19 protein-coding genes and 1 tRNA gene are annotated in these 19,929 nt (G+C 75.5%); 12 read left to right on the forward strand and 8 right to left on the reverse strand.

Going from position 1 to position 19,929, the window contains the following annotated elements:
• Positions 1-113: 113 nt before the first annotated feature.
• Both ACI79G_RS22595 and ACI79G_RS22600 read right to left on the reverse strand, forming a co-directional pair.
• Positions 114-236 carry a hypothetical protein gene (locus ACI79G_RS22595; RefSeq protein WP_456883282.1) on the reverse strand — a complete coding sequence of 41 codons (123 nt, stop codon included), beginning with the start codon at positions 234-236 and terminating at the stop codon, positions 114-116.
• A gap of 117 nt (positions 237-353) precedes the next feature.
• A complete protein-coding gene (locus ACI79G_RS22600; protein WP_456883283.1) occupies positions 354-611 on the reverse strand; it encodes a single-stranded DNA-binding protein in 258 nt (85 codons plus the stop codon).
• A gap of 285 nt (positions 612-896) precedes the next feature.
• Between ACI79G_RS22600 and ACI79G_RS22605 the strand changes: the two genes are divergently transcribed.
• Positions 897-969, forward strand: a tRNA-Arg gene (locus ACI79G_RS22605).
• A gap of 237 nt (positions 970-1,206) precedes the next feature.
• Here the strand turns inward: ACI79G_RS22605 and ACI79G_RS22610 are convergent.
• The 3 genes from ACI79G_RS22610 to ACI79G_RS22620 form a co-directional block, all read right to left on the reverse strand.
• Complete coding sequence (locus ACI79G_RS22610) at positions 1,207-2,184, reverse strand: calcium-binding protein (RefSeq protein ID WP_456883284.1); 978 nt, start codon at positions 2,182-2,184, stop codon at positions 1,207-1,209.
• Between the two features lie 438 nt (positions 2,185-2,622).
• Positions 2,623-3,420, reverse strand: a complete 798-nt coding sequence (locus ACI79G_RS22615; protein WP_456883285.1) for a response regulator transcription factor — start codon at positions 3,418-3,420, stop codon at positions 2,623-2,625.
• A 118-nt stretch (positions 3,421-3,538) separates the two neighbouring features.
• Positions 3,539-4,576, reverse strand: a complete 1,038-nt coding sequence (locus tag ACI79G_RS22620; RefSeq protein WP_456883286.1) for an LLM class flavin-dependent oxidoreductase — start codon at positions 4,574-4,576, stop codon at positions 3,539-3,541.
• 218 nt (positions 4,577-4,794) lie between these two features.
• Between ACI79G_RS22620 and ACI79G_RS22625 the strand changes: the two genes are divergently transcribed.
• The gene (locus ACI79G_RS22625) at positions 4,795-6,720 is read left to right on the forward strand and encodes a putative bifunctional diguanylate cyclase/phosphodiesterase (RefSeq protein WP_456883287.1); all 1,926 of its coding nucleotides are present in this window, start codon (positions 4,795-4,797) and stop codon (positions 6,718-6,720) included.
• Positions 6,721-6,803: 83 nt separating this feature from the next.
• Here the strand turns inward: ACI79G_RS22625 and ACI79G_RS22630 are convergent, their stop codons facing one another.
• Positions 6,804-7,598, reverse strand: a complete 795-nt coding sequence (locus tag ACI79G_RS22630) for an SGNH/GDSL hydrolase family protein (protein WP_456883288.1) — start codon at positions 7,596-7,598, stop codon at positions 6,804-6,806.
• 58 nt (positions 7,599-7,656) lie between these two features.
• Here ACI79G_RS22630 and ACI79G_RS22635 point away from each other — a divergent pair, with 58 nt between their 5' ends.
• Positions 7,657-8,184 carry an NUDIX domain-containing protein gene (locus ACI79G_RS22635; RefSeq protein WP_456883289.1) on the forward strand — a complete coding sequence of 176 codons (528 nt, stop codon included), beginning with the start codon at positions 7,657-7,659 and terminating at the stop codon, positions 8,182-8,184.
• Positions 8,185-8,297: 113 nt separating this feature from the next.
• Here the strand turns inward: ACI79G_RS22635 and ACI79G_RS22640 are convergent, their stop codons facing one another.
• Positions 8,298-9,722: a dihydrolipoyl dehydrogenase family protein gene (locus tag ACI79G_RS22640; protein WP_456883290.1), complete on the reverse strand. Its 1,425-nt coding sequence runs from the start codon at positions 9,720-9,722 to the stop codon at positions 8,298-8,300.
• A gap of 114 nt (positions 9,723-9,836) precedes the next feature.
• Between ACI79G_RS22640 and ACI79G_RS22645 the strand changes: the two genes are divergently transcribed.
• The 6 genes from ACI79G_RS22645 to ACI79G_RS22670 all read left to right on the forward strand — a co-directional run bounded on the left by ACI79G_RS22645 (position 9,837) and on the right by ACI79G_RS22670 (position 16,846).
• Complete coding sequence (locus tag ACI79G_RS22645) at positions 9,837-10,349, forward strand: flavin reductase family protein (RefSeq protein ID WP_456883291.1); 513 nt, start codon at positions 9,837-9,839, stop codon at positions 10,347-10,349.
• 284 nt (positions 10,350-10,633) lie between these two features.
• A complete protein-coding gene (locus ACI79G_RS22650; protein WP_456883292.1) occupies positions 10,634-11,128 on the forward strand; it encodes an RNA polymerase sigma factor in 495 nt (164 codons plus the stop codon).
• Positions 11,112-12,191, forward strand: a complete 1,080-nt coding sequence (locus tag ACI79G_RS22655) for a hypothetical protein (RefSeq protein WP_456883293.1) — start codon at positions 11,112-11,114, stop codon at positions 12,189-12,191. Before ACI79G_RS22650 ends, ACI79G_RS22655 begins: the two co-directional genes overlap by 17 nt.
• A complete protein-coding gene (locus ACI79G_RS22660; RefSeq protein WP_456883294.1) occupies positions 12,188-13,189 on the forward strand; it encodes an ABC transporter ATP-binding protein in 1,002 nt (333 codons plus the stop codon). The genes ACI79G_RS22655 and ACI79G_RS22660 overlap by 4 nt, the downstream gene beginning before the upstream one ends.
• The gene (locus tag ACI79G_RS22665) at positions 13,186-14,043 is read left to right on the forward strand and encodes an ABC transporter permease (protein WP_456883295.1); all 858 of its coding nucleotides are present in this window, start codon (positions 13,186-13,188) and stop codon (positions 14,041-14,043) included. The genes ACI79G_RS22660 and ACI79G_RS22665 overlap by 4 nt, the downstream gene beginning before the upstream one ends.
• A gap of 199 nt (positions 14,044-14,242) precedes the next feature.
• The gene (locus ACI79G_RS22670; protein WP_456883296.1) at positions 14,243-16,846 is read left to right on the forward strand and encodes a bifunctional FO biosynthesis protein CofGH; all 2,604 of its coding nucleotides are present in this window, start codon (positions 14,243-14,245) and stop codon (positions 16,844-16,846) included.
• A 59-nt stretch (positions 16,847-16,905) separates the two neighbouring features.
• Here the strand turns inward: ACI79G_RS22670 and ACI79G_RS22675 are convergent, their stop codons facing one another.
• Entirely contained in the window at positions 16,906-17,715 is an 810-nt protein-coding gene (locus tag ACI79G_RS22675) for an ATP-grasp fold amidoligase family protein (protein WP_456883297.1), read from the reverse strand.
• Between the two features lie 121 nt (positions 17,716-17,836).
• Here ACI79G_RS22675 and ACI79G_RS22680 point away from each other — a divergent pair, with 121 nt between their 5' ends.
• Genes ACI79G_RS22680 through ACI79G_RS22690 form a run of 3 tightly spaced genes read left to right on the forward strand, consistent with a single transcriptional unit; the run spans position 17,837 to position 19,920 of the window.
• On the forward strand, positions 17,837-18,433 hold the full coding sequence (locus tag ACI79G_RS22680) for a hypothetical protein (RefSeq protein ID WP_456883298.1): 597 nt from the start codon (positions 17,837-17,839) through the stop codon (positions 18,431-18,433).
• 36 nt (positions 18,434-18,469) lie between these two features.
• Complete coding sequence (locus ACI79G_RS22685) at positions 18,470-18,865, forward strand: VOC family protein (protein WP_456883299.1); 396 nt, start codon at positions 18,470-18,472, stop codon at positions 18,863-18,865.
• Between the two features lie 41 nt (positions 18,866-18,906).
• Positions 18,907-19,920 carry an NADPH:quinone reductase gene (locus ACI79G_RS22690; RefSeq protein ID WP_456883300.1) on the forward strand — a complete coding sequence of 338 codons (1,014 nt, stop codon included), beginning with the start codon at positions 18,907-18,909 and terminating at the stop codon, positions 19,918-19,920.
• Positions 19,921-19,929: the final 9 nt, after the last annotated feature.

Here is a 19,929-nt window from a genome sequence, read left to right on the forward strand (position 1 = left end):
CTCAGCTGATCCCCCCCGGGGGGGGGGGGGGGGGGGGGGGGGGGGGGGCCGCGCCCCCCCCCCCCCCCCCCCCCCCCGTGCGTTCTCCCCTCCGATCCTCCCAGCCCCGGCACTCAGCTGTGCGCGGGCTCCGTGGCGAGGTCGGCGGTGTCCACGGAGTGCAACGTCTCGGGACCGTCCTCGTAGTCCCGGCCGCGCACCAACTCCTCGTCCCCCGGGTGCGCCGGGGCCGGCACCGGCTCCGCGGGACGGGTCGGCCGGCTCCGCTTGAACACCCCGACGCCGCGGGCCAGGTTGTGGCCGACCGCGGCGGCGCGGATGCGGGGCGTGCTGCGCCGACCGTTCCCGCCCTCTCAGCTGTGCGTGGTCAGGGTGCCCTGGACGATGACCGGATCGCCCTTGCTGACGCTGCCCGAGACGTTGCCGGACAGGTCGTTCCAGCACTCGACGTCGACCCAGAAGGTGCCGGCGTCGACGAACTCCTGGGTCTGGGGGTCGAAGCGACGCGCGGTCGAGGCCAGGCGGAAGTTGGTGACCGCGCCGTTCTCCAGGCTGACGCGGCGGGGCGGGTCGACGACGTTGCCGACGACGGTGACGTGGGTGTCGTTCACTGTGCTCCTCAGGGGCTGTCCGCCTGATCCGGCGGGAACCGGCGAGGTGCCGGTGCACCGAGGACCCTGGTCCGCCGTGGACCCACGCAGAGCGTGGGAGAGCGATCTGTGGACGACCCGGCGCTCTGTGGACGGGCAACGCGTGGGTGTCCGGCCCGGCCGCTCGACTGGAGGGCATGACGGACCCGACCTCGCCGCGCCGATCGGACCAGGACGGCGCGAGACGGACCCGACCTCGCCGCGCCGATCGGACCAGGACGGCGCGAGTGCGATGATCGGGGGCGAGCGCCCGTAGCTCAGCGGATAGAGCAGGTGCCTTCTAAGCACTTGGTCGCAGGTTCGATCCCTGCCGGGCGCGCTCTGTGCGGGAACGCCGTTCCCGACATCGGCACGGGGTCACCGAACGGGTGCTCTCTCATCCAGCGTCCGACGAGGGCCGAGGGGACGTCGGGGACGCCTGGGCGATCCCGACGTCGCCCACCGCGGACTGGTCACCGACGCGCAGCAGCGGGCTCGAGCACCCCGGCCGGGATGCTGGAGCCCGCTGCTCGGGCCGGGTTCTCGCCGTCCCCCGGCCGCCTGGGGACCAGCTCGGTCAGAGCTCGCAGTTCACCTTCGTGTCGTTGCCGTTCTGGCACCTGTCCGTGCCGTTGCCACCGTTGAGGTGGTCCCTGGCGGGGCCTCCGATGAGGTGGTCGTCGTTGTCGTCGCCGTTGATCGTGTCCCTGTCCTCGCCACCCTCGAGACGGTCGTTGCCGGGGCCGCCGCTGAAGGTGTCCCCGCCACCGCCACCCTGCATCCGGTCGTCGCCGGGGCCACCGTCGAGGGTGTCCCCGCCACCGCCGCCCTGCACCCGGTCGTCGCCGGGGTCACCGTTGAGGGTGTCCCCGTCCCCGCCACCCTCCAGGCGGTCGTCGCCTGGGCCGCCGTCGAAGGTGTCCCGTCCGGAGCCGCCGATGAGGTGGTCGTTGCCGAACACGCCACCCGCGTCGTCGCCACCGCGGAGGATGTCGTCGCCGTAGCCACCCTCGCCGTAGTCGTCGCCGTCCCCGGTGTTGAGCGTGTCGTGGCCGTCGCCACCGAACGTGCGGTCCCTGCCCGCGTCACCGTTGAGCATCGGGTCGTCGCCGCTGCCGCCCTCGATCCGGTCGTCGTACGAGCTGCCCATGAGGGTGTCCGCACCCGAGCCGCCCCTGAGCGTGGCGGGCGTGGACGCCGCACTGACGTCGACCATGTCGTCGCGGTCCCTCGCCTCGACGAGGACGCGGGTGATCCCGGCTGCCGAGCAGCGGACCATGTTGGGGTTCGGGGGGACGACAGCCGTGCACCCCGCGCCGGGGCTGACCGTGTCGAGCAGGTCGGTGACGAAGAAGTCGGCGAGCTGCTTCTCGACCGTGATCTCGTTCTCCACGTTGTAGTCGGCCGAGACGCGCAGCGTGTCCCCGTCCTTCCAGACCGACGTGGTGTTCGCGTCCGCCTGGGCGGCACCGGCGACGCCGCACACCGCCACGGCCAGCGCACCCGTGCAGCCGATCGCCAGGTCCCGCCTGGTCCTCCTGGTCCCGGTGCTCATGTCGATCCTCCTCCTGGAGACCTCACTGCGGTGCCACGAGTCGCGGCACCGTCCTCCTGCATCGGCTCACGTCGATCACCGGGATCCGCACCGGCCGGTCGTCGTCACGGCGGCGTCCCCCGTGAGCGGCCTCGTCGGCCGGCGCTGACAGGTGGAGCGCATCGGTGATCAGCTCTCCCGCTGAACGCTGGCAGGAGGACGGCGAGCCCGGTATCGGAAGGAGTACCGAGGGCATTGGTCCAGGGCCCGTGGTCCTCGGTGCGAGCGCGGTGCACCCGTCCGTGGCCCGTCCCCGACGGTCGAGGAGAGCCGCCGAGTCGGCGTGGCGACGTCGTCGACCGCACCGCTCCCGACGACCGTGCAGCCGCCCGGTGGACCGCACGGCGGAACGGCCTGGGACGACCGCACCGGGTCGCCGGTGGAGACGAGCTGCGCCGCTCAGGCGCCGGGACCCTGGCCCGCGAGGAGGCCGCAGCGTTGCGCGCGCAGGACCGTGGCGAGCCGGTCCCTCGTGCCGAGCTTGCGGTACAGGTTCTCGAGGTGGGTGTTGACGGTCCGGACCCCGATGCCCAGGCGCCGGCTGATGGCCGCCGCGCTCAGGCTCTCGGCGAGCAGCTCCAGGACCGCCAGCTCACGACCGGTCAGCCGGGTCTCGTCGACGGCCGCCCGTCGGACGGCATCGGCGAGGGCCCGGTCGTCGCGGGACCGCCACCGCAGCAGTTGGGTGACCTGTCGGTCCAGGCCGATCAGCACGGGTTGCACCATCCGCGCCAACTCCAGGTCGGCGTCGCTGAAGTCCCGGTCGGGCCGACCGGCGACGAAGATGCGGTGTTCGTCGGCCGCCACCTGCAGCGGGAGGCAGAGCAGCTCGGTGACCCCGTAGGGGCGGCTGGTCTCCACCCACGCCTGCACGCACCGCTCATCGGCGATGGCGCGGGGCACCCGACCGGAGGTGAAGGGCGCGGGGGATCGGGTGGTCCGGTACCACAGGGCGATGGGCAGGGTGTCGGCGGCGGCCCTGAGCCCCTCCACCCGCGCCTCGCACAGGTCTCTGGGCCAGGCACGGAGCGAGTGCAGGCCGTCAGGGGCGCGGCAGTGCAGAGCGGCGCCGTGGGCCTCGAACGTGGCGAGCAGTTCGGCGTTGATCGCGTCGATCGGCAACTCGACCAACGGCTGTCGGAGGAGCTCACCCAGCAGGTCCAGCCAACGTGCCAGGCGCATCTCGGGCGTCTTCACACGGCCTCCACCGAGAGCGGACGCGGCGTACCTCCACGAGACTGCTCGCGAGGATAGCGGCGAGCCGCTCACCGTCGGAAGCGGTGCGGGAACTCCTCGGCGCCGGTCGCCGCGACGGTCAGCGGCTGCGCCGGTCCGGGTGCACCCAGCCGATGGCCGGGGCGACGTGGCGGGCGATCGTCTCCAGCAGCCGGGCGTTGTACTCGACGCCGAGCATGTTGGGCACGGTCAGCAGCAGGGTGTCGGCCTCGCGGACGGCGGCGTCCTTCGCCAGCTCCTCGGCCAGCTGGTCGGGCTCGCCGACGTAGCTCTTGCCGAAGCGGGCGCGCACGCCCTCGAGCAGGCCCACCTGGTCCTCCCCCGAGCGCTCGCCGAAGTACTGCCGGTCGAGGTCGCTGGTGATCGGCAGGACGCTGCGGCTCACCGACACCCGCGGCGTCCGCTCCCAGCCGGCCTCGGCCCAGGCGGCGCGGTACCGGGCGATCTGGTCGGCCTGCAGCTCGTCGAAGGGGACGCCGGTGTCCTCGCTGAGCAGCGTGGAGCTCATCAGGTTCAGCCCCTGACGCGCGGCCCACTCCCCCGTCGCCCGCGTGCCCGCACCCCACCAGATGCGCTCGGCCAGACCCGGCGACTGCGGCTGGACCGCCAGCTTGCCGGGCATGCCGCCGGTCATCCGCGGGTCGGCGTCGACCAGCCGCTCACCCCGGACCGCCGCCAGGAACAGCGCGGTCTTCTGCCGGGCGAGGTCGGCGTCCGTCGAGCCCTCCGGCGGCACGTAGCCGAAGGCCTCGGAGCCGCGCAGCGCCGTCTCGGGTGACCCCCGGCTGACGCCCAGCTGCAGCCGGCCGTCGCTGAGCAGGTCGGTCGCCGCCGCCTCCTCGGCCATGTACAGCGGGTTCTCGTAGCGCATGTCGACCACGCCGGTGCCGACCTCGATCCGGCGGGTGCGCGCGGCCATGGCGGCCAGCAGGGGGAACGGCGAGGCCAGCTGCCGGGCGAAGTGGTGCACCCGCACGTAGGCGCCGTCGAGCCCGACCTCCTCGGCCGCGACCGCCAGCTCCAGGCTCTGCACGAGCGCGTCCCGGCCGGTCCGCACCTGCGAGCCCGCGATCGGCTGCCAGTGCCCGAAGGACAGGAACCCGATCCGCTTCTCCATCACCCTCACCCCTCGTCGCTCTGCTGCGGTCGAGCACCGGGGACCCCGCGCCTGTTCCCGACGGCGGGCGGCACCACCCCGGCAGGCGTTCCCCCAGGCGTCCCAGCAGCCCCACCTGCCACACCGTGCACGTGATGTGACGGTGTGTGACCGATCGACCACGACTCTCCGTCCACGGGTTCCCGGCCTGGAGGGATCCGGTCCCGCAGGCTGTCCGGGTGAACCTGAGCGCCCCCGACGTGTCGCGTCCCCAGGAGGGGACCGCCGGCGCCGCCGCCGGCTCGAGGCTCCGCGCGATCGACACCCTGCTGGCCGACCGCGGACAACTCTTCCGCGCCCTGTTCGTCGCCGCGCCCATCCCCAAGGCCCTCGTCGACCTCGACGGCCACCTGCTCGTCGTCAACGACGCGCTGTGCGCCCTGACCGGCCGCACGCCCGAGGACATGGTCGGCCGGCACGTCGACCTGCTCGCCCACCCCGACGAGGCGCCGGTGCCCGACCGCGGCGACGGCCCGCTGGACCCGTGGCTGCGCGTCGACGGCGAACGACGGCTGCGCCGCGCCGACGGCACGGAGCTGTGGGCCACCCAGTCGCACGAGGTCGTCCACACCAGCGCGGGGACGCCGCAGTTCGTCGTCCTCTCGCTGGTCGACGTGACCGACCGCCGCCGCGCCGAGGAGGACCTGGTCCGGCGGGCCTTCACCGACCCGCTGACCGGCCTGCCCAACCGGCGAGCCCTCAACGACCGGCTCAACCACGCCCTCGCGCTCTCCCGCCGCCGCGGGCTGCAGGTGGGGCTGGTCCACCTCAACCTCGACCGGTTCCAGGCGGTCAACGACGTCCTCGGCAACGAGGCCGGCGACCAGCTGCTCATCCAGGTCGCCGAGCGGCTGCGCTGGAGCACCCGCGTCGAGGACACCCCCGTCCGGCTGGGCGGCGACGAGTTCCTCATCCTCGCCGAGGACGTCGAGGACCTCGACGGGCTGCGCACCATGGCCGACCGGCTGCTCGGCGTGCTCGACGACCCGTTCCTCATCGGCAAGCGCGAGATCGTGCTCTCGGCCAGCGTCGGCCTGACCCTCGGCTCCGACGTCGCCTCCGACGACCTGCTGCGGCAGGCGCACGCCGCGCTCGCCCGCGCCAAGGCCGACGGCAGCCGCGCCCGCATCGAGGTGCACGACGGCGGGCTGTCCGACAGCGAGGTCGACCAGCTGCAGCTGGAGGCCGACCTGCGCAACGCCCTGGAGTCCGACGAGCTGCGGCTCTTCTACCAGCCGATCGTGTCGCTGCACGACGAGACGCTGCTCGGCTACGAGGCGCTCATCCGCTGGCAGCACCCCACCCGCGGGCTGCTGCCGCCGGGGGCCTTCCTCACCGCCGCGGAGGACAACCGGCTCACCTCCCGGCTGGGCGAGTGGGTGCTCCGCCAGGCCTGCTTCGACGCCGCCGGCTGGCCGGCCGGCCTGCGGGTGCACGTCAACATCTCCGCCCGGCACCTCGCCGAGCCCGGCTTCGCCGAGCTGGTCACCGACGCGCTGGCCGAGTCCGGGCTGCCGCCGGAGCGGCTGGAGCTGGAGATCACCGAGTCGACGGCGCTGTTCGCGGCGGACGCCACGCTGCAGGCGGTCTCCGAGGTCACCGACGCCGGCGTCACCCTCGCCCTCGACGACTTCGGCACCGGCTACTCGGCGATCACCGCGCTGCACCGGCTGCCCATCCACACCGTGAAGATCGACCGCTCCTTCGTCGCCGACGTGGTCACCGAGCCCTCGACCGCCGCGCTCGTGCAGGGCCTGGTGCAGCTGGGCCTGGGCATGGGCCTGCAGGTCATCGCCGAGGGCATCGAGGACCTCGACCAGGCCGACTGGCTGCGCGAGCACGGTTGCGAGATGGCCCAGGGCTACGCCTTCGGCCGGCCGGCGCCGCTGCCCGCCACCATCCCCAGCACCGGGGACGTCGACCTGACCGGCACCCTGCCGCCCGGTGAGGTCACCGTGCAGGACGTGCTGGACGGCGAGGCCGTCGTCACCTCCGGGCTGCCGCCGGTGCCCGCTCCGAAGCCGCCGACCACCCGGGCGATGACGCTCGACGAGCTCATCGCCGAGGGCATGCCCACCGAGGACCGCCGGCTCGACACGGACTAGGGGCGCTCCCCCGACCACGGCCGGTTCGCGCCGTCGGCCCGACGGCGCCCGGCCCCCGGGACTCGCCGTGAGGACGGGGCCCGTCAGCCGCGCGGCAGCGCCAGCGGCACCGGCCGCTTGGCGGCGCGGCCGTCCCCCGAGGACCGGCCGCGCAGCCGCCGGCCGATCCACGGCGCGACGAACCCGCGCACCCACGCCGCCTCCTCGGCCAGGGCCGCCCGCAGCGCGCGCGGCGGCTGCGGCGGCAGCGGGGTGCGCCAGTCGTCGTCCACCCGCAGGCCGAGCGCGGTGGCGGCGGCCAGCGCCGTCCGCCGGTGGCCCTCGGCGGTGAGGTGGATGCGGTCGCTGTCCCACATCCGCCAGTCCTGCACCCACCCGGCGCCCCACTGGTCGAGGACGACGGCGCCGTGCCGGGCCGCCATCGACCACAGCGAGGCGTTGAAGACCGCGACCCGCCCGCGGGTGCGCCGGATGATCGGCGTCTGCCGCGGGTCCACACCCGTCGCCAGCAGCACGTCGGCCCCGGCGGCGCGGAAGCGGGCGACGGCGTCCTCCAGCTCGGCGACCAGCCGGTCGGGGTCGGCGCCGGGGCGCAGCAGGTCGTTGCCGCCGGCGACCAGGCTCACCAGGTCCGGCTCGGCGGCCAGCGCGACCGGCACCTGCTCGGCGAGCACCTGGCCGAGCAGCCGGCCGCGGATGGCCAGGTTGGCGTACTCGACCGCGCCGTCGGCCGCGGCCGCCAGGTGCTCAGCCAGCCGGTCGGCCCAGCCGCGGAACTCGCCGGGACGCTGCGGATCGGGATCGGCCAGCCCCTCGGTGAAGGAGTCGCCGAGGGCGACGTAGCGCCGCCAGGAGGTGCGGGAGGGTCCGAGCTGCACACCTCCACTCCAGCACGGTGACCCGGCGCACACGCGTCCGCCCTGAGAGGCTGCGAGCGTGCGGACGACGGGCAGCAGGGAGGTCTACCGCAACCCGTGGATCCGGGTGCGGGAGGACGCGGTGGAGCGCGCCGACGGCAGCACCGGGGTCTACGGCATGGTCGAGAAGCCGGACTTCGCGCTCGTGCTGCCGTACGAGCGGAACGGCTTCTGGCTGGTCGAGCAGTTCCGCCACCCGGTCGGCCGCCGGGCCTGGGAGTTCCCGCAGGGCACCTGGACGGCGGGGTCGGACGGGTCGGCCGAGGAGCTGGCCCGCGCCGAGCTGGCCGAGGAGACCGGCCTGCGCGCCGGGTCCCTGCGCCACCTCGGGCACCTGGACCTCGCGCCGGGGCTGTCCACGCAGGAGTTCGACGTCTGGCTGGCCACCGACCTGACGCAGGGGCCGACCGCGCGGGAGGCGACCGAGGCCGACATGCGCTCGGCCTTCGTCGGCGAGGCCGAGCTGCGGGCGATGGTCCGTGACGGCCGGTTCACCGACGGGCCGAGCCTGGCCGCCTACAGCCTGCTGCTGCTGGACCTGACCTGACGGCCACCCTCCAGGGTCCCGCCGGCCCCGGCCCGGGTCCCGCCCTGCGCCTGCGCCTGCGAAGGGTGGGGAGGACGGGGTCCTTCCTACGAGGCGTGGAGGCGGGTGGTCCTTCACCCGCGGTAGGCCTCGAGCAGACGCAGCCAGACCTCGCTGACCGTCGGGTAGGACGGGACGGCGTGCCACAGCCGGGCGATCGGCACCTCCCCGACGATCGCGATGGTCGCCGCGTGCAGCAGCTCCCCCACGTCGGGCCCGACGAAGGTGACGCCGAGCAGCACCTCGCGCTCCGGGTCGACCAGCGCCACCGCCGTCCCGGTGTAGCCGTCGGCGTGCAGCGCGGCGCCGGCGACCGAGCCGATCGGGTGGGTGACCACCCTGTGCGGCACACCCTCCGCCTGCGCGCGGGCGCGGGTCAGCCCGACGGCGGCCACCTGCGGGTCGGTGAAGACCACCGAGGGCGTGGCCAGCCGGTCGGCGGTGGCCGCGGTGGGCGCCCAGTCGGCGTCCGAGGCGTGCCCGCCGCGGGCGCGGGCCACGATCGCCGCGCCGGCCTGCCGGGCCTGGTACTTGCCCATGTGGGTGAGCTGACGGCGGCCGTTGACGTCGCCCACGCCGTACAGCCACGGGATCCCGCGGACCTGCAGCGTGTCGTCGACGTCCAGGTGGCGCCCCGGCTCCAGCCCGACGGTGTCGACCCCGAGGTCGTCGGTGCGCGCCCGGCGTCCGGTGGCGACGAGCACCTCGTCCCCGCGCAGCTCGCCGGCGCCGGTGGTCAGGACCACCTCACCGCCCTCGCGGCGGGCCGCGCTCACCTCCGTGCCGAGCCGGACGCCCACGCCGAGGTCGCGCAGCGACGCGGCCACGGCGTCGCCGGCCTCGGGCTCCAGCTCGGCCAGCAGACGCTCGCCGCGCTGCAGCACGGTGACCTGCGCCCCGAGCGCCGCCCAGGCCGTCGCCATCTCGCAGCCGACGTAGCCACCGCCGATGACGAGCAGCCGGCCGGGCACCTGATCGGCGCTGGTCGCCTCCCGCGACGTCCACGGGTCGACGTCGCGCAGCCCCTCGATCGGCGGCACGACGGCGGCCGACCCGGTGCAGACGGCGACCGCGGAGCGGGCGGTGAGCCGTACCGTCCCGCCGTCCGGGCCGGTCACGACGACGGCGCGCTCGCCGTCGAGCCGGCCGACCCCGCGGACCAGCTCGATGCCGGCGCCGCGGACCCACTTCTCCTGGCCGGTGTCGTCCCAGTTCGAGGCGAAGGAGTCGCGGCGGGCCAGGGTCGCCGCGACGTCCTGCTCGCCGGTGACCGCCTGGCGGGCGCCGTCCACGGCGCGAGCGGCGGCCAGCACCCCGGAGCCGCGCAGCAGCGCCTTGCTGGGCATGCACGCCCAGTACGAGCACTCCCCGCCGACCAGCTCGGCCTCGACCAGCGCCGCGGTCAGCCCACCGCGGACGACGACGTCGGCGACGTTCTCCCCCGTCGGCCCGCCGCCGAGGACCACCACGTCGAACCCACGGGTCCCCGCGTCGCTCATCGGGCCATCGTCGTCGGCCGGTACGCGCCGTGCAGCGCGGTCGGCTCGGCCCGGGTCGGGCGGGGCCTCGGCGTCCGTGCTCCCGGGCCGGCGGGGTGTGGTCGACTGGCCGCCATGCCGGTCGACCCCGCCACGTTCGCCGAGGCCCTCCGCCAGTACGCCGCCGGGGTGTGCCTGCTGACCGTCCGCGACGACATCGACGACGTCGGCACCACGGTCTCCTCGGTGATGAGCGTGTCGGCGCAGCCGCCGCTGGTCGCCGTCGGCCTCTCCGCGGGCGGCTACCCGGCCGAGGTGCTGGAGGAGGTGGGCAGCTGCGGGCTGACCGTGCTGGCCGCCGAGCACGCCATCGTGGCCAGCCGGTTCTCCTCGGCCGGGCGGCCCAGCGCCCGCCACCTGCTCGAGTCGGTGCCCTGGCGGCGGGCCGAGGGGAGCGGGGCGATCCTGCTCGAGGGCGGTCTGGCGGCACTGGACTGCCGGCTGGAGCGGCTGGTCGTGGCCGGCGACCACGTGCTGGCGCTGCTGGAGGTCGCCGACGTCCCGGTGCTGGCCCCGGGGGGCGCTCCGCTGGTGCGGCTGCGCGGCCGCTACGTCGACGCGACCGGGCAGCCCGCCGGACGGGCCTGACAGGGGACTCCCTGCCCTCGCCGCTCGCCGGCCCCGTCACGGGTCCCGCCCCGAGCATGCGAGGGGTGGGGAGGACGGGGTCCTTCCCCCTGCAGGGGCCCATGGGCAGGCATCCTCGGCGGGTGTCACATCTCGGCCCCGGGCGGTGCTGTAGGGACATGGAGCTCGTTCGATCCGCGCGACCCGAGGCCGTGCTGGCGCTCCCGGGCGCGGCCCACCGGGGCGCGACGGGCCGGGTCGGGGGGACCGACGGCGGAGCGGTACCGCGAGCGGCCTCCGGGCCCGTGCGCGCCGACCTCGGCGAGGTGTTCCGCGCGGAGTACCCGCGGGTCGTCGGCGTGGCCGCCCGGGTGCTCGGGTCGCGGGACTCCGCCGAGGACGTCGCGCAGGACGTGTTCCTGTCCTTCGCCCGCTCGTCGGTACCGGCCGGTGAGGCCCGCGGCTGGCTCTCGGTCGCCGCGGCCCACACCGCGCTGAACCTGCTCCGCTCGGGACGGCGCCGCGCGTCCCGCGAGGAGACCGCCGCCGCGGTGGACGACGTCGTCGTGCCCGACGTGGCCGACGCCGTCGTGACCCTCGAGGAACGCCGCCGGGTGCGGGCCGCGCTCGCCCGGCTGCCCCGCAAGCAGGCCGTGGCCCTCGTGCTGCGGCACAGCGGCATGGGCTACGCCGACGTCGCGGCGGCCCTCGACCTGTCCCCCGGGAGCGTCGGCACGACCGTGCGGCGCGCCGAGTCCGCGCTGCGGAAGGAGCTGGACCACCATGCGTCATCCGACTGAGGGCGTGCTGCGCCGCCTGGTCGACGAGCCGGCCGGGGTCTCCGACGCCGACCGGCAGCACGTCGCCGACTGCCCCGTGTGCCTCACCGGCCTGGCCGCCGTGCGGGCGGACGCCGTGGCCGTGGGCGCCGCGCTGCGCTCCGACGGCGCGGCGCACCCCGACCCCGCGGCCGCGTGGCAGCGGCTGTCGTCGGCGCTGCCCGCCCGGGCCGCGACGCCCGCACCCGCGCCGGCCCGCCGACGCGGCGGGTGGCTGCACCGCCCGGCCGCGGCCGTGCTCGCCTCCGTCGTCGTCCTCTCCGGCGCCGGCGTCGCCGCGGCGAACGACTGGCTGCCGATCTTCCGCACCGAGCAGGTCGCCCCGCTCGAGGTCAGCACCGCCGACCTCGTGGCGCTGCCCGACCTGACCGCCTACGGCGACGTCGAGCTCACCGGGGACGACGGCCCGCACGCGGTGCCCGACGCCGCGACCGCCCGCGCCGAGAGCGGGCTGGACGTCCCCGAGGTGGCCGCCCTGCCCGAGGGCGTGGAGGGCGACCCGACGTACCAGGTGGTCGGCGAGCTGAGCGGCGTCTTCACCTTCTCGGCCGCCAAGGCCGCCGAGGCCGCGGCGGCGACCGGGCAGCCCCTGCCGCCCGTGCCGCCGGGTCTCGACGGCAGCCAGGTGCGGCTCACCGCCGGTCCGGGGGTCGCCGCGGTCTGGTCGCAGGCCTCCGGGATGCCCACGCTCGTGGTCGGCCGCGCGGTGGCGCCCTCGGCGTCCTCGTCCGGTGTCCCGTTCGAGACCGTCCGCGACTTCCTGCTCTCGCTGCCGGGCCTGCCCGACGACGTGGCGGCCCAGCTGCGGACCTTCACCGCCGACGGCTCGACCCTGCCGATCCCGGTGCCGAGGGACCTGGTGGAGACCTCGCAGTCGGAGGTCGACGGGCTGCCCGCCACCGTGCTCGAGTCCCGCGACCAGGCCCTGGCGGCCGTGGTCTGGGTCGACGACGGCGTCGTCACCCTGGTCGGCGGCGCGCTCGGCACCGACGAGGTGCTCGACGTCGCCGGGGACCTGGGGTGAGATCGGCCGACGCACCCGCGGTCGCCGGCCCCGGCGACCCCGCCGTCCGGGCCGCGGCGCAACTGGTCCGCGACCTGCCGCCGTCCCCGGCCCTGTGGTGCGACGGCCTGCGCAAGCGGTACGGACGGCGCACCGCGGTCGACGGCGTCTCGCTGTCGGTGGGCCGCGGTGAGGTGGTGGGCCTGCTCGGGCCGAACGGTGCCGGCAAGACCACGGTGATCAAGATGCTGCTGGGGCTGGTCCGGCCCGACGCCGGTGAGGTCATGGTGCTGGGCCGGCCCGGCAGCGACCCGGCCGCCCGCGCCCGGGTGGGCTACCTGCCCGAGCTGTTCCGCTACCAGCCCTGGCTGACCGCGGCCGAGGTGCTCGAGCTGCACGTCCGGCTGGCCGGTGCCGACGTCCCGGAGGACGAGCGGCAGGGCTGCCTGGAGCTGGTCGGGCTGGCCACCCGCGCCGGGGACCGGGTCGGGGGCTTCTCCAAGGGCATGCAGCAGCGGCTGGGCCTGGCCGTGGCGCTGGTGGCCCGCCCCGAGCTGGTGGTGCTCGACGAGCCGACCAGCGCCCTCGACCCGCTGGGCCGGGCCGACGTGCGCGACGTGGTGCTCTCGCTCCGGGAGCGCGGCGTGGCGGTGCTGCTGAACTCCCACCTCATCGGCGAGGTGGAGCGGGTGTGCGACCGGGTGGTCGTCCTCGACCGCGGCACCGTCGCCGCCTCGGGCACGCTGGCCGAGCTGCTGGGCCGCCGCGAGGTGCGGCTGCACCTGGGCTCGGTCGGTCCCGACGGGCAGGCGCGACTGGCCGCGGCCGGACCGGTCGAGCGCGAGGGCGAGTGGTTCACCGTCGGGCTGCCGGCCGAGGACGACGGGACGACCGTGCCGGACCTGGTGGCCGACCTGGTCGCCCTCGGCGTGCGGGTGCACGCGGTGGAGCCGGCGCGGATCAGCCTGGAGGAACGCCTGCTCGGCATCCTGCGGGCCGGCTCCGGGGACCGGTCGTGACCGCGCGGACCGTGCTCACCGTCGCCGGGCTCACCCTGCGGGAGGCCTCCCGGCGGCGGGTGCTGTGGGCGCTCGCCGCCCTCACCGCCGCGCTGCTGGGGCTGTCCGCCTGGGGCTTCTCGCGGCTGGCCGGCGTCGAGACCGACCTCGGGACGCTGACCAGCGGCCAGGCCCGGCTGGTGGCCTCGCAGCTGCTCAACCTCGTCATGTTCGGGATGAGCCTGATCGCGGCCCTGGGGACGGCGTTCCTCGCCGGCCCCACGCTCTCCGGCGAGGTGGAGAGCGGCATCTCCCTGACGATGCTCGCCCGGCCGGTGCGCCGCTCCACGGTGCTGCTCGGCAAGTGGCTGGGGCTGGCGGTCTTCGGCAGCGGGTTCGTCGTCCTGGCCGGCCTGGCGCAGTGCCTCGTCGTCCAGCTGACCGTCGGCTACTGGCCGCCGGACGTGGTCGGTGCGCTGACCTTGCTGGCCGGGCAGACCACGGTGCTGCTGACGCTGGGCCTGCTGCTGTCGACCGTCGTGTCCCCCATGGCATCCGGCGTGGTGGCCGTCGGGCTGTTCGGCGCGACCTGGATCGCCGGCGTCGTCGGCGGCATCGGCCAGGCGCTCGGCAACGACGGCGTCGCCCGGGTCGGCACGGTGTCGCGCATCCTGCTGCCCACCGACGGGCTGTGGCGCGGTGCCATGCACTCGCTCCAGGACCCCTCGGCGCTCGCCCAGTTCGGCGTGGAGCTGGAGGGCTTCCCCTTCCTCAGCGAGGCCCCGCTCACCGTGGCGTACCTGGCGTGGACGGTCGTGTGGGTGGCGATGGTGTGGGGGCTGGCCGCACTCGCCTTCTCCCGCCGCGACCTCTGAGCGAGGACCCCCGGGCCCGCGGTGCCCACCCCGCACGTTCCCCTGCTCCACGGTGCCCATCCCGTCGCACCGACGATCATGGAGTCCGGGTGGCGACAGGCCGGGTGGACTGGGCGTGTCTCCACCGCAGCTCCATGATCGTCGGGAGGCACGGCCGGCGGTGGGGGGCGAGCGGGTCCGTCAACTAGCGTCGGGACCGATGAGCGAGCCGCTGAACCCCTCGGAGTCCGCCGTCCGCCGCGCCCTGGCCCGTGCCGAACGCGGCGTGACCCTCGACGCCGTCGAGGCCGAGACGCTGCTGCACGCGCGCGGCCTGGGTGAGGGTGACCCGCTGGACCGGCTGCTCACCGCGGCCGGCCGGGTCCGCGACGCGGGGCTCGCCTCGGCCGGGCGGCCGGGCGTGGTCACCTACAGCCGCAAGGTGTTCATCCCGCTCACCCACCTGTGCCGCGACCGCTGCCACTACTGCACCTTCGTGACGACGCCCGGCCGGCTGCGCCAGGAGGGGAAGGCGCCGTACCTCTCCCCCGACGAGGTGCTCGGCATCGCCCGGGCCGGCGCGGCGCTGGGCTGCAAGGAGGCGCTGTTCACCCTCGGCGACCGGCCCGAGGACCGGTGGCCGGTCGCGGCCGAGTGGCTCGAGGCGCACGGCTTCGACTCCACGCTGGGCTACCTGCGCGCCATGGCGATCCGGGTGCTGGAGGAGACCGGGCTGCTGCCCCACCTCAACCCCGGCGTGCTGAGCTGGGAGGAGATCCAGCGGCTCAAGCCCGTGTCCGCGTCCATGGGGATGATGCTCGAGACCACCGCGACCCGGCTGTGGTCGGAGCCGGGCGGCCCGCACTTCGGCTCGCCGGACAAGGAGCCCGCCGTCCGGCTGCGCGTGCTCGAGGACGCCGGGCGCTCCGCCGTCCCCTTCACCACCGGCGTGCTGCTCGGCATCGGGGAGAGCTACGCCGAGCGGGTGGACGCCGTCCTGCAGATCCGGGCCGCGGCGCAGCGGCACGGGCACGTGCAGGAGGTCATCGTCCAGAACTTCCGGGCCAAGCCGCGGACGGCGATGGCCGGCTCGTGCGACCTGGAGCTGCAGGAGTACGTGGCCGCGGTCGCCGTCACCCGGCTGCTGCTCGGGCCCAGGGCGCGCGTGCAGGCGCCGCCGAACCTGAGCGACTCCACCGAGCTGGGCCTGCTGCTGCGCGCAGGCGTCGACGACTGGGGCGGCGTCTCCCCGCTGACGCCCGACCACGTCAACCCCGAGCGCCCGTGGCCCAACACCGACAAGCTGGCCGCGCTCAGCGCCGAGGCCGGGTTCGAGCTGCGGGAGCGGCTGGCCGCCCAACCGCCCTACGTGCTCTCCCCCGAGCCGTGGCTGGACCCGCGGGTGCGCCCGCACGTGACCGCGCTGGCCGGCCCCGACGGGCTGGCGGTCGAGGGCCGCGTGCCGGCCGGGCTGCCGTGGCAGGAGCCGGACGAGGCGTGGACGTCGTCCGGACGCACCGACCTGCACGTCGAGGTCGACACCACCGGGCGCACCGGCGACCGGCGCAGCGACTTCGACGCCGTCTACGGCGACTGGGCCGAGCTGCGCACGCGCACCCAGAGCGCCCGCGACGGGCGCTCGACCGCGCTCGCCGCCGGCGACCCGGCGGTGCACGCCGCCCTGCGGCGCGCCGAGGCCGACCCGGCGGGGCTGACCGACGCCGAGTACCTGGCGCTGCTCGGCGCGGACGGCCCGGACCTCGACGCGCTGTGCGCGCTGGCCGACGCCGTCCGTCGGGACACGGTCGGCGACGACGTCACCTACGTCGTCAACCGGAACATCAACTTCACCAACGTCTGCTACACCGGCTGCCGGTTCTGCGCCTTCGCCCAGCGGCGCACCGACGCCGACGCCTACACGCTGTCCCTCGAGGAGGTCGGGACGCGCGTGGACCGGGCGTGGGCCGCCGGGGCCACCGAGATCTGCATGCAGGGCGGCATCCACCCGGACCTGCCCGGCACCGCCTACCTCGACCTCGCCCGCGAGGTGAAGCGCCGGCAGCCCGGCATCCACCTGCACGCCTTCTCGCCGATGGAGATCGTGAACGGCGCGGCCCGCACCGGGCTGTCGTTCGCCGACTTCCTGACGGCGGCTCGCGAAGCGGGTCTGGACTCCGTCCCGGGGACGGCGGCGGAGATCCTCGACGACGACGTCCGCTGGGTGCTGACCAAGGGCAAGCTGCCGACGGCGACCTGGCTGGAGATCATCACGACGGCACACCGGGTGGGCATCCCGACGACGTCGACGATGATGTACGGCCACGTCGACACCCCCGCCCACTGGGTGGCGCACCTGCGCACGCTGGCGCGGGTGCAGGACGAGACCGGCGGCTTCACCGAGTTCGTGCTGCTGCCCTTCGTGCACCACAGCTCGCCGATCTACCTCGCCGGCGTCGCCCGCCCCGGGCCGACGGTGCGGGAGAACCGGGCGGTGCACGCCGTCGCCCGGCTGCTGCTGCACGGCCGCATCCCGAACGTCCAGACCTCCTGGGTCAAGCTCGGGGACGCCGGCACGCAGACGGTGCTGCAGGGCGGGGCCAACGACCTCGGCGGCACGCTGATGGAGGAGACGATCAGCCGGATGGCCGGCAGCACCAACGGCTCGCTGAAGACCATCGCCGAGCTGGAGGCGGTGGCCGCCGCGATCGGCCGCCCGGCCCGGCAGCGGACGACGGAGTACGGCACCCCCTCGGCCGAGCGCATCGCCACCGCCCGCTCCGAGGAGGGCCGCCGCGCCCTCGACCTGTCGATCACCCCGGTCTGAGAGAGGACCCCCTTCCTCCCCACCCTTCGCAGGCTCAGGGCGGCCTGGAAGGGGCCGGGTCAGCCGCGGGTCTGCCGGAGCGGCGGGAGGGTCCACGCCTCGCCCAGCCACGCGTCGAGGTCCGGCTCGAGCGGGGACAGCCCGGCGCCGGGATACGGGGTGAGCTCGCCGAACCACAGCTCGCCGTCGACCTCGTAGCAGTCGACCCGCAGCATGTCGAAGCCGTCGGCGAGCGCCGTGGCGGCCTTGAGCAGGTCGTCGAGGCGCTCGGGCGGGTCGGCGTCCGGGCCGGGCCGGTAGCCGATCGTCCAGGGCAGCGGCGTCCACTCCGGGGAGTAGAGCCGGGTGCCGTGGTGGTGGTCCCGGCCGGTGTGCAGCTCGACCAGCCGGGGCTCCCCGCCGACGACGAGCACCTTGAGGTCGGCCGGCACCACGCCCGGGACGCCGATGAACTCCTCGACCAGCAGGCACGGCCGCGCCCGCCGGTAGGCCCACTCCTCGCTCTTGCGCCAGTACCGCTCCCCCACCCAGCCCGCGGTGTGCCGGCGCAACTCGTCGACGTCGGCCGGACCGCGGCCGAACAGCCGGCGGATGCAGGAGTGGTTGGGCTTGAGCACCCAGTGGCCGGGCAGGTCGACGTCGGCCAGCTCGCCGACGTCGGTGCCGGCCCAGCGGGTCTCCGGGACGCGCACCAGGCCCGGCGCGACCGTGCGGGCGTGCTCCTTCATCGCCAGCTTGTCGCAGGTGGGCGCGAGCAGCTCCCGCCGGTCGAAGGCGATCCGCCAGTTCAGCTTCTCGGTGAAGGTGCGCGGCCGCAGCAGCGGCGGCAGGTGCCCGGTCACCTGCCGGTAGAGCAGGGTCCGGCGCACCGGCGCAGGCAGGGCGCCGGAGCGCGGGACGAGCACCTCCCAACCCCAACAGCCGGGACGGCGACCGGCAACCGCACGCCGGGGGTCCGCGTGCTCCTCGGTCACGGGGTATCCGACGGCGGTGCGGACGGGGAGGTGGGGTGCGACCGCGGTCGCCCTCGGCCTGACCGCCTGCACCGCGACCGTGGAGGGGACCGCCTCCCCCGGCGAGCCGCCCGACCTCGAGGCCGCGCTGTCGGCGCCGGTCCCCGGTCTGCGGCCGGTGGCCCCGCCCCCGCCACCGTGGCAGCTCTGCACGACGGCGCCGGGCACCCGCGCACCCCGCCTGGACCCCGCCCTCGGGGAGCCGGTGGCCGTCGGTGCCGCCGCCGAGGGGATGACCCTGTACGCCTACGCCTGGGCCACGTCGGCTCCGATGGTGGCGGAGGCGATCCTCGACCAGGCGGAGATCGAGGCGCCGGACTGCGCGTCGGCACCGCCGTCAGCAGACCCCGGACCGGGTGCCCGGACCGCCCGGTCGGTGGACGGCTGGACGGGGTCGGGGTGGACCGGCGTCACCATCCGCACCGAGGTCCACGGACCGGCCCCGGCAGTCGGCGAGACCCGCCTGGTGCGCTCGGACGAGGTGGTGGTGCTCGTCGTCGCGACGGGAGGCGAGCCCGACCTCGGCCGGGTGCTCGACGACCACCTGGCCGAGGTCGCCGACCGGCTGGGCTGATCGTTCCCGTCGGCAGCTCCCCCTACGGTGACCCCCATGCCGAAGCAGGTGATCCCCTTCCTCATGTTCCAGGGCGACGCGGGGCCGGCGCTCGACCTCTACACGTCGCTGTTCGACGACGCACGCGTGCTCGAGCTCGACCGGTGGGGAGCGGACGGTCCCGGCACCGAGGGCACGGTGCAGGGCGCCACGTTCTCGATCGCCGGGCAGGTCTTCCGCTGCTTCGACAGCCCGCCGGTCCACGACTTCACCTTCACGCCGTCCTTCTCCATCTGGGTCGAGACGGCGTCGGAGAACGAGCTCGAGCGGCTGTTCGCCGGCCTCTCCGAGGGCGGCACCGTCCTCATGGAGCTCGGCGACCACGGCTTCAGCCGCCGGTTCGGCTGGGTGAACGACCGCTTCGGCGTCTCCTGGCAGCTCAACCTGGCCTGAGCCGCCGCGCGGGGCCGAGCGCGACCGGGTAGGACGGGACCGTGCGAGCCATCGTCTACACCGAGAACGGCGACCCCGACGTCCTGCAGCTGGTCGAGCGCCCCACCCCCGAACCCGGCCCGGGTGAGGTGCGGGTCCGGCTGGCCTACTCCGGGGTCAACCCGACCGACTGGAAGTCCCGGCGCACCAACCCCCCCGGCCCCGACGGCCAGGTGCCCGACCAGGACGGCTCCGGCACCGTCGACGCCGTCGGCGAGGGCGTCGACCCGGTGCTGGTCGGGGAGCGGGTGTGGGTCTGGGAGGCGGCCTGGCAGCGCCCGCACGGGACGGCGGCCGAGTACACCGTCGTCCCCGCGCGGCAGGTCGTGCTGCTCGGCGCCGGGCCCGGGTTCGAGCTCGGCGCGGCCCTGGGCATCCCGTTCCTCACCGCGCACCGCTGCCTGACCGTGGCCGAGTCGCTGCCCGACCGGCTCGGCCCCGGGGCGCTGACCGGCCACACCGTCCTCGTGCAGGGCGGGGCCGGTGCGGTCGGCAACGCCGCGATCCAGCTGGCCCACTGGGCCGACGCCACGGTGATCGCCACGGTCAGCAGCCCGCACAAGGCGCAGCTGGCCGCCGCGGCCGGCGCCTCGCACGTGGTCGACTACCGCGAGCAGGACGTCGTCGCCGAGGTGCGCAAGGTCGCCCCGAAGGGCGTGGACGCGATCGTCGAGGTCTCCGCCGCCACCAACGCCGCCGTCGACGCGCAGGTCATCGGCCTGCACGGGGCCGTGGCGATGTACGCCGACGACGGCGGCGCGGAGGTGACCGTGCCCGTCCGCGCGCAGATGGTGCCCAACGCGCGCTGGCAGTTCGTCCTCGTCTACACCGAGCCCGAGCGCGCCAAGGCGATCGCCGTCGAGGACGTCAACGCCGCCGTGCTCGACGGCGCCGTCCGGGTCGGCGAGGACGCCGGCCTGCCGCTGCACGTCTTCCCGCTGGCCGAGACCGCGCAGGCGCACCGCGCGGTGGAGGACGGCGCCGTCGGCAAGGTGCTGGTCGACGTCACGGCCTGACAGGATCGC

It is taken from the genome of Geodermatophilus sp. SYSU D00779 (genome assembly GCF_054050595.1).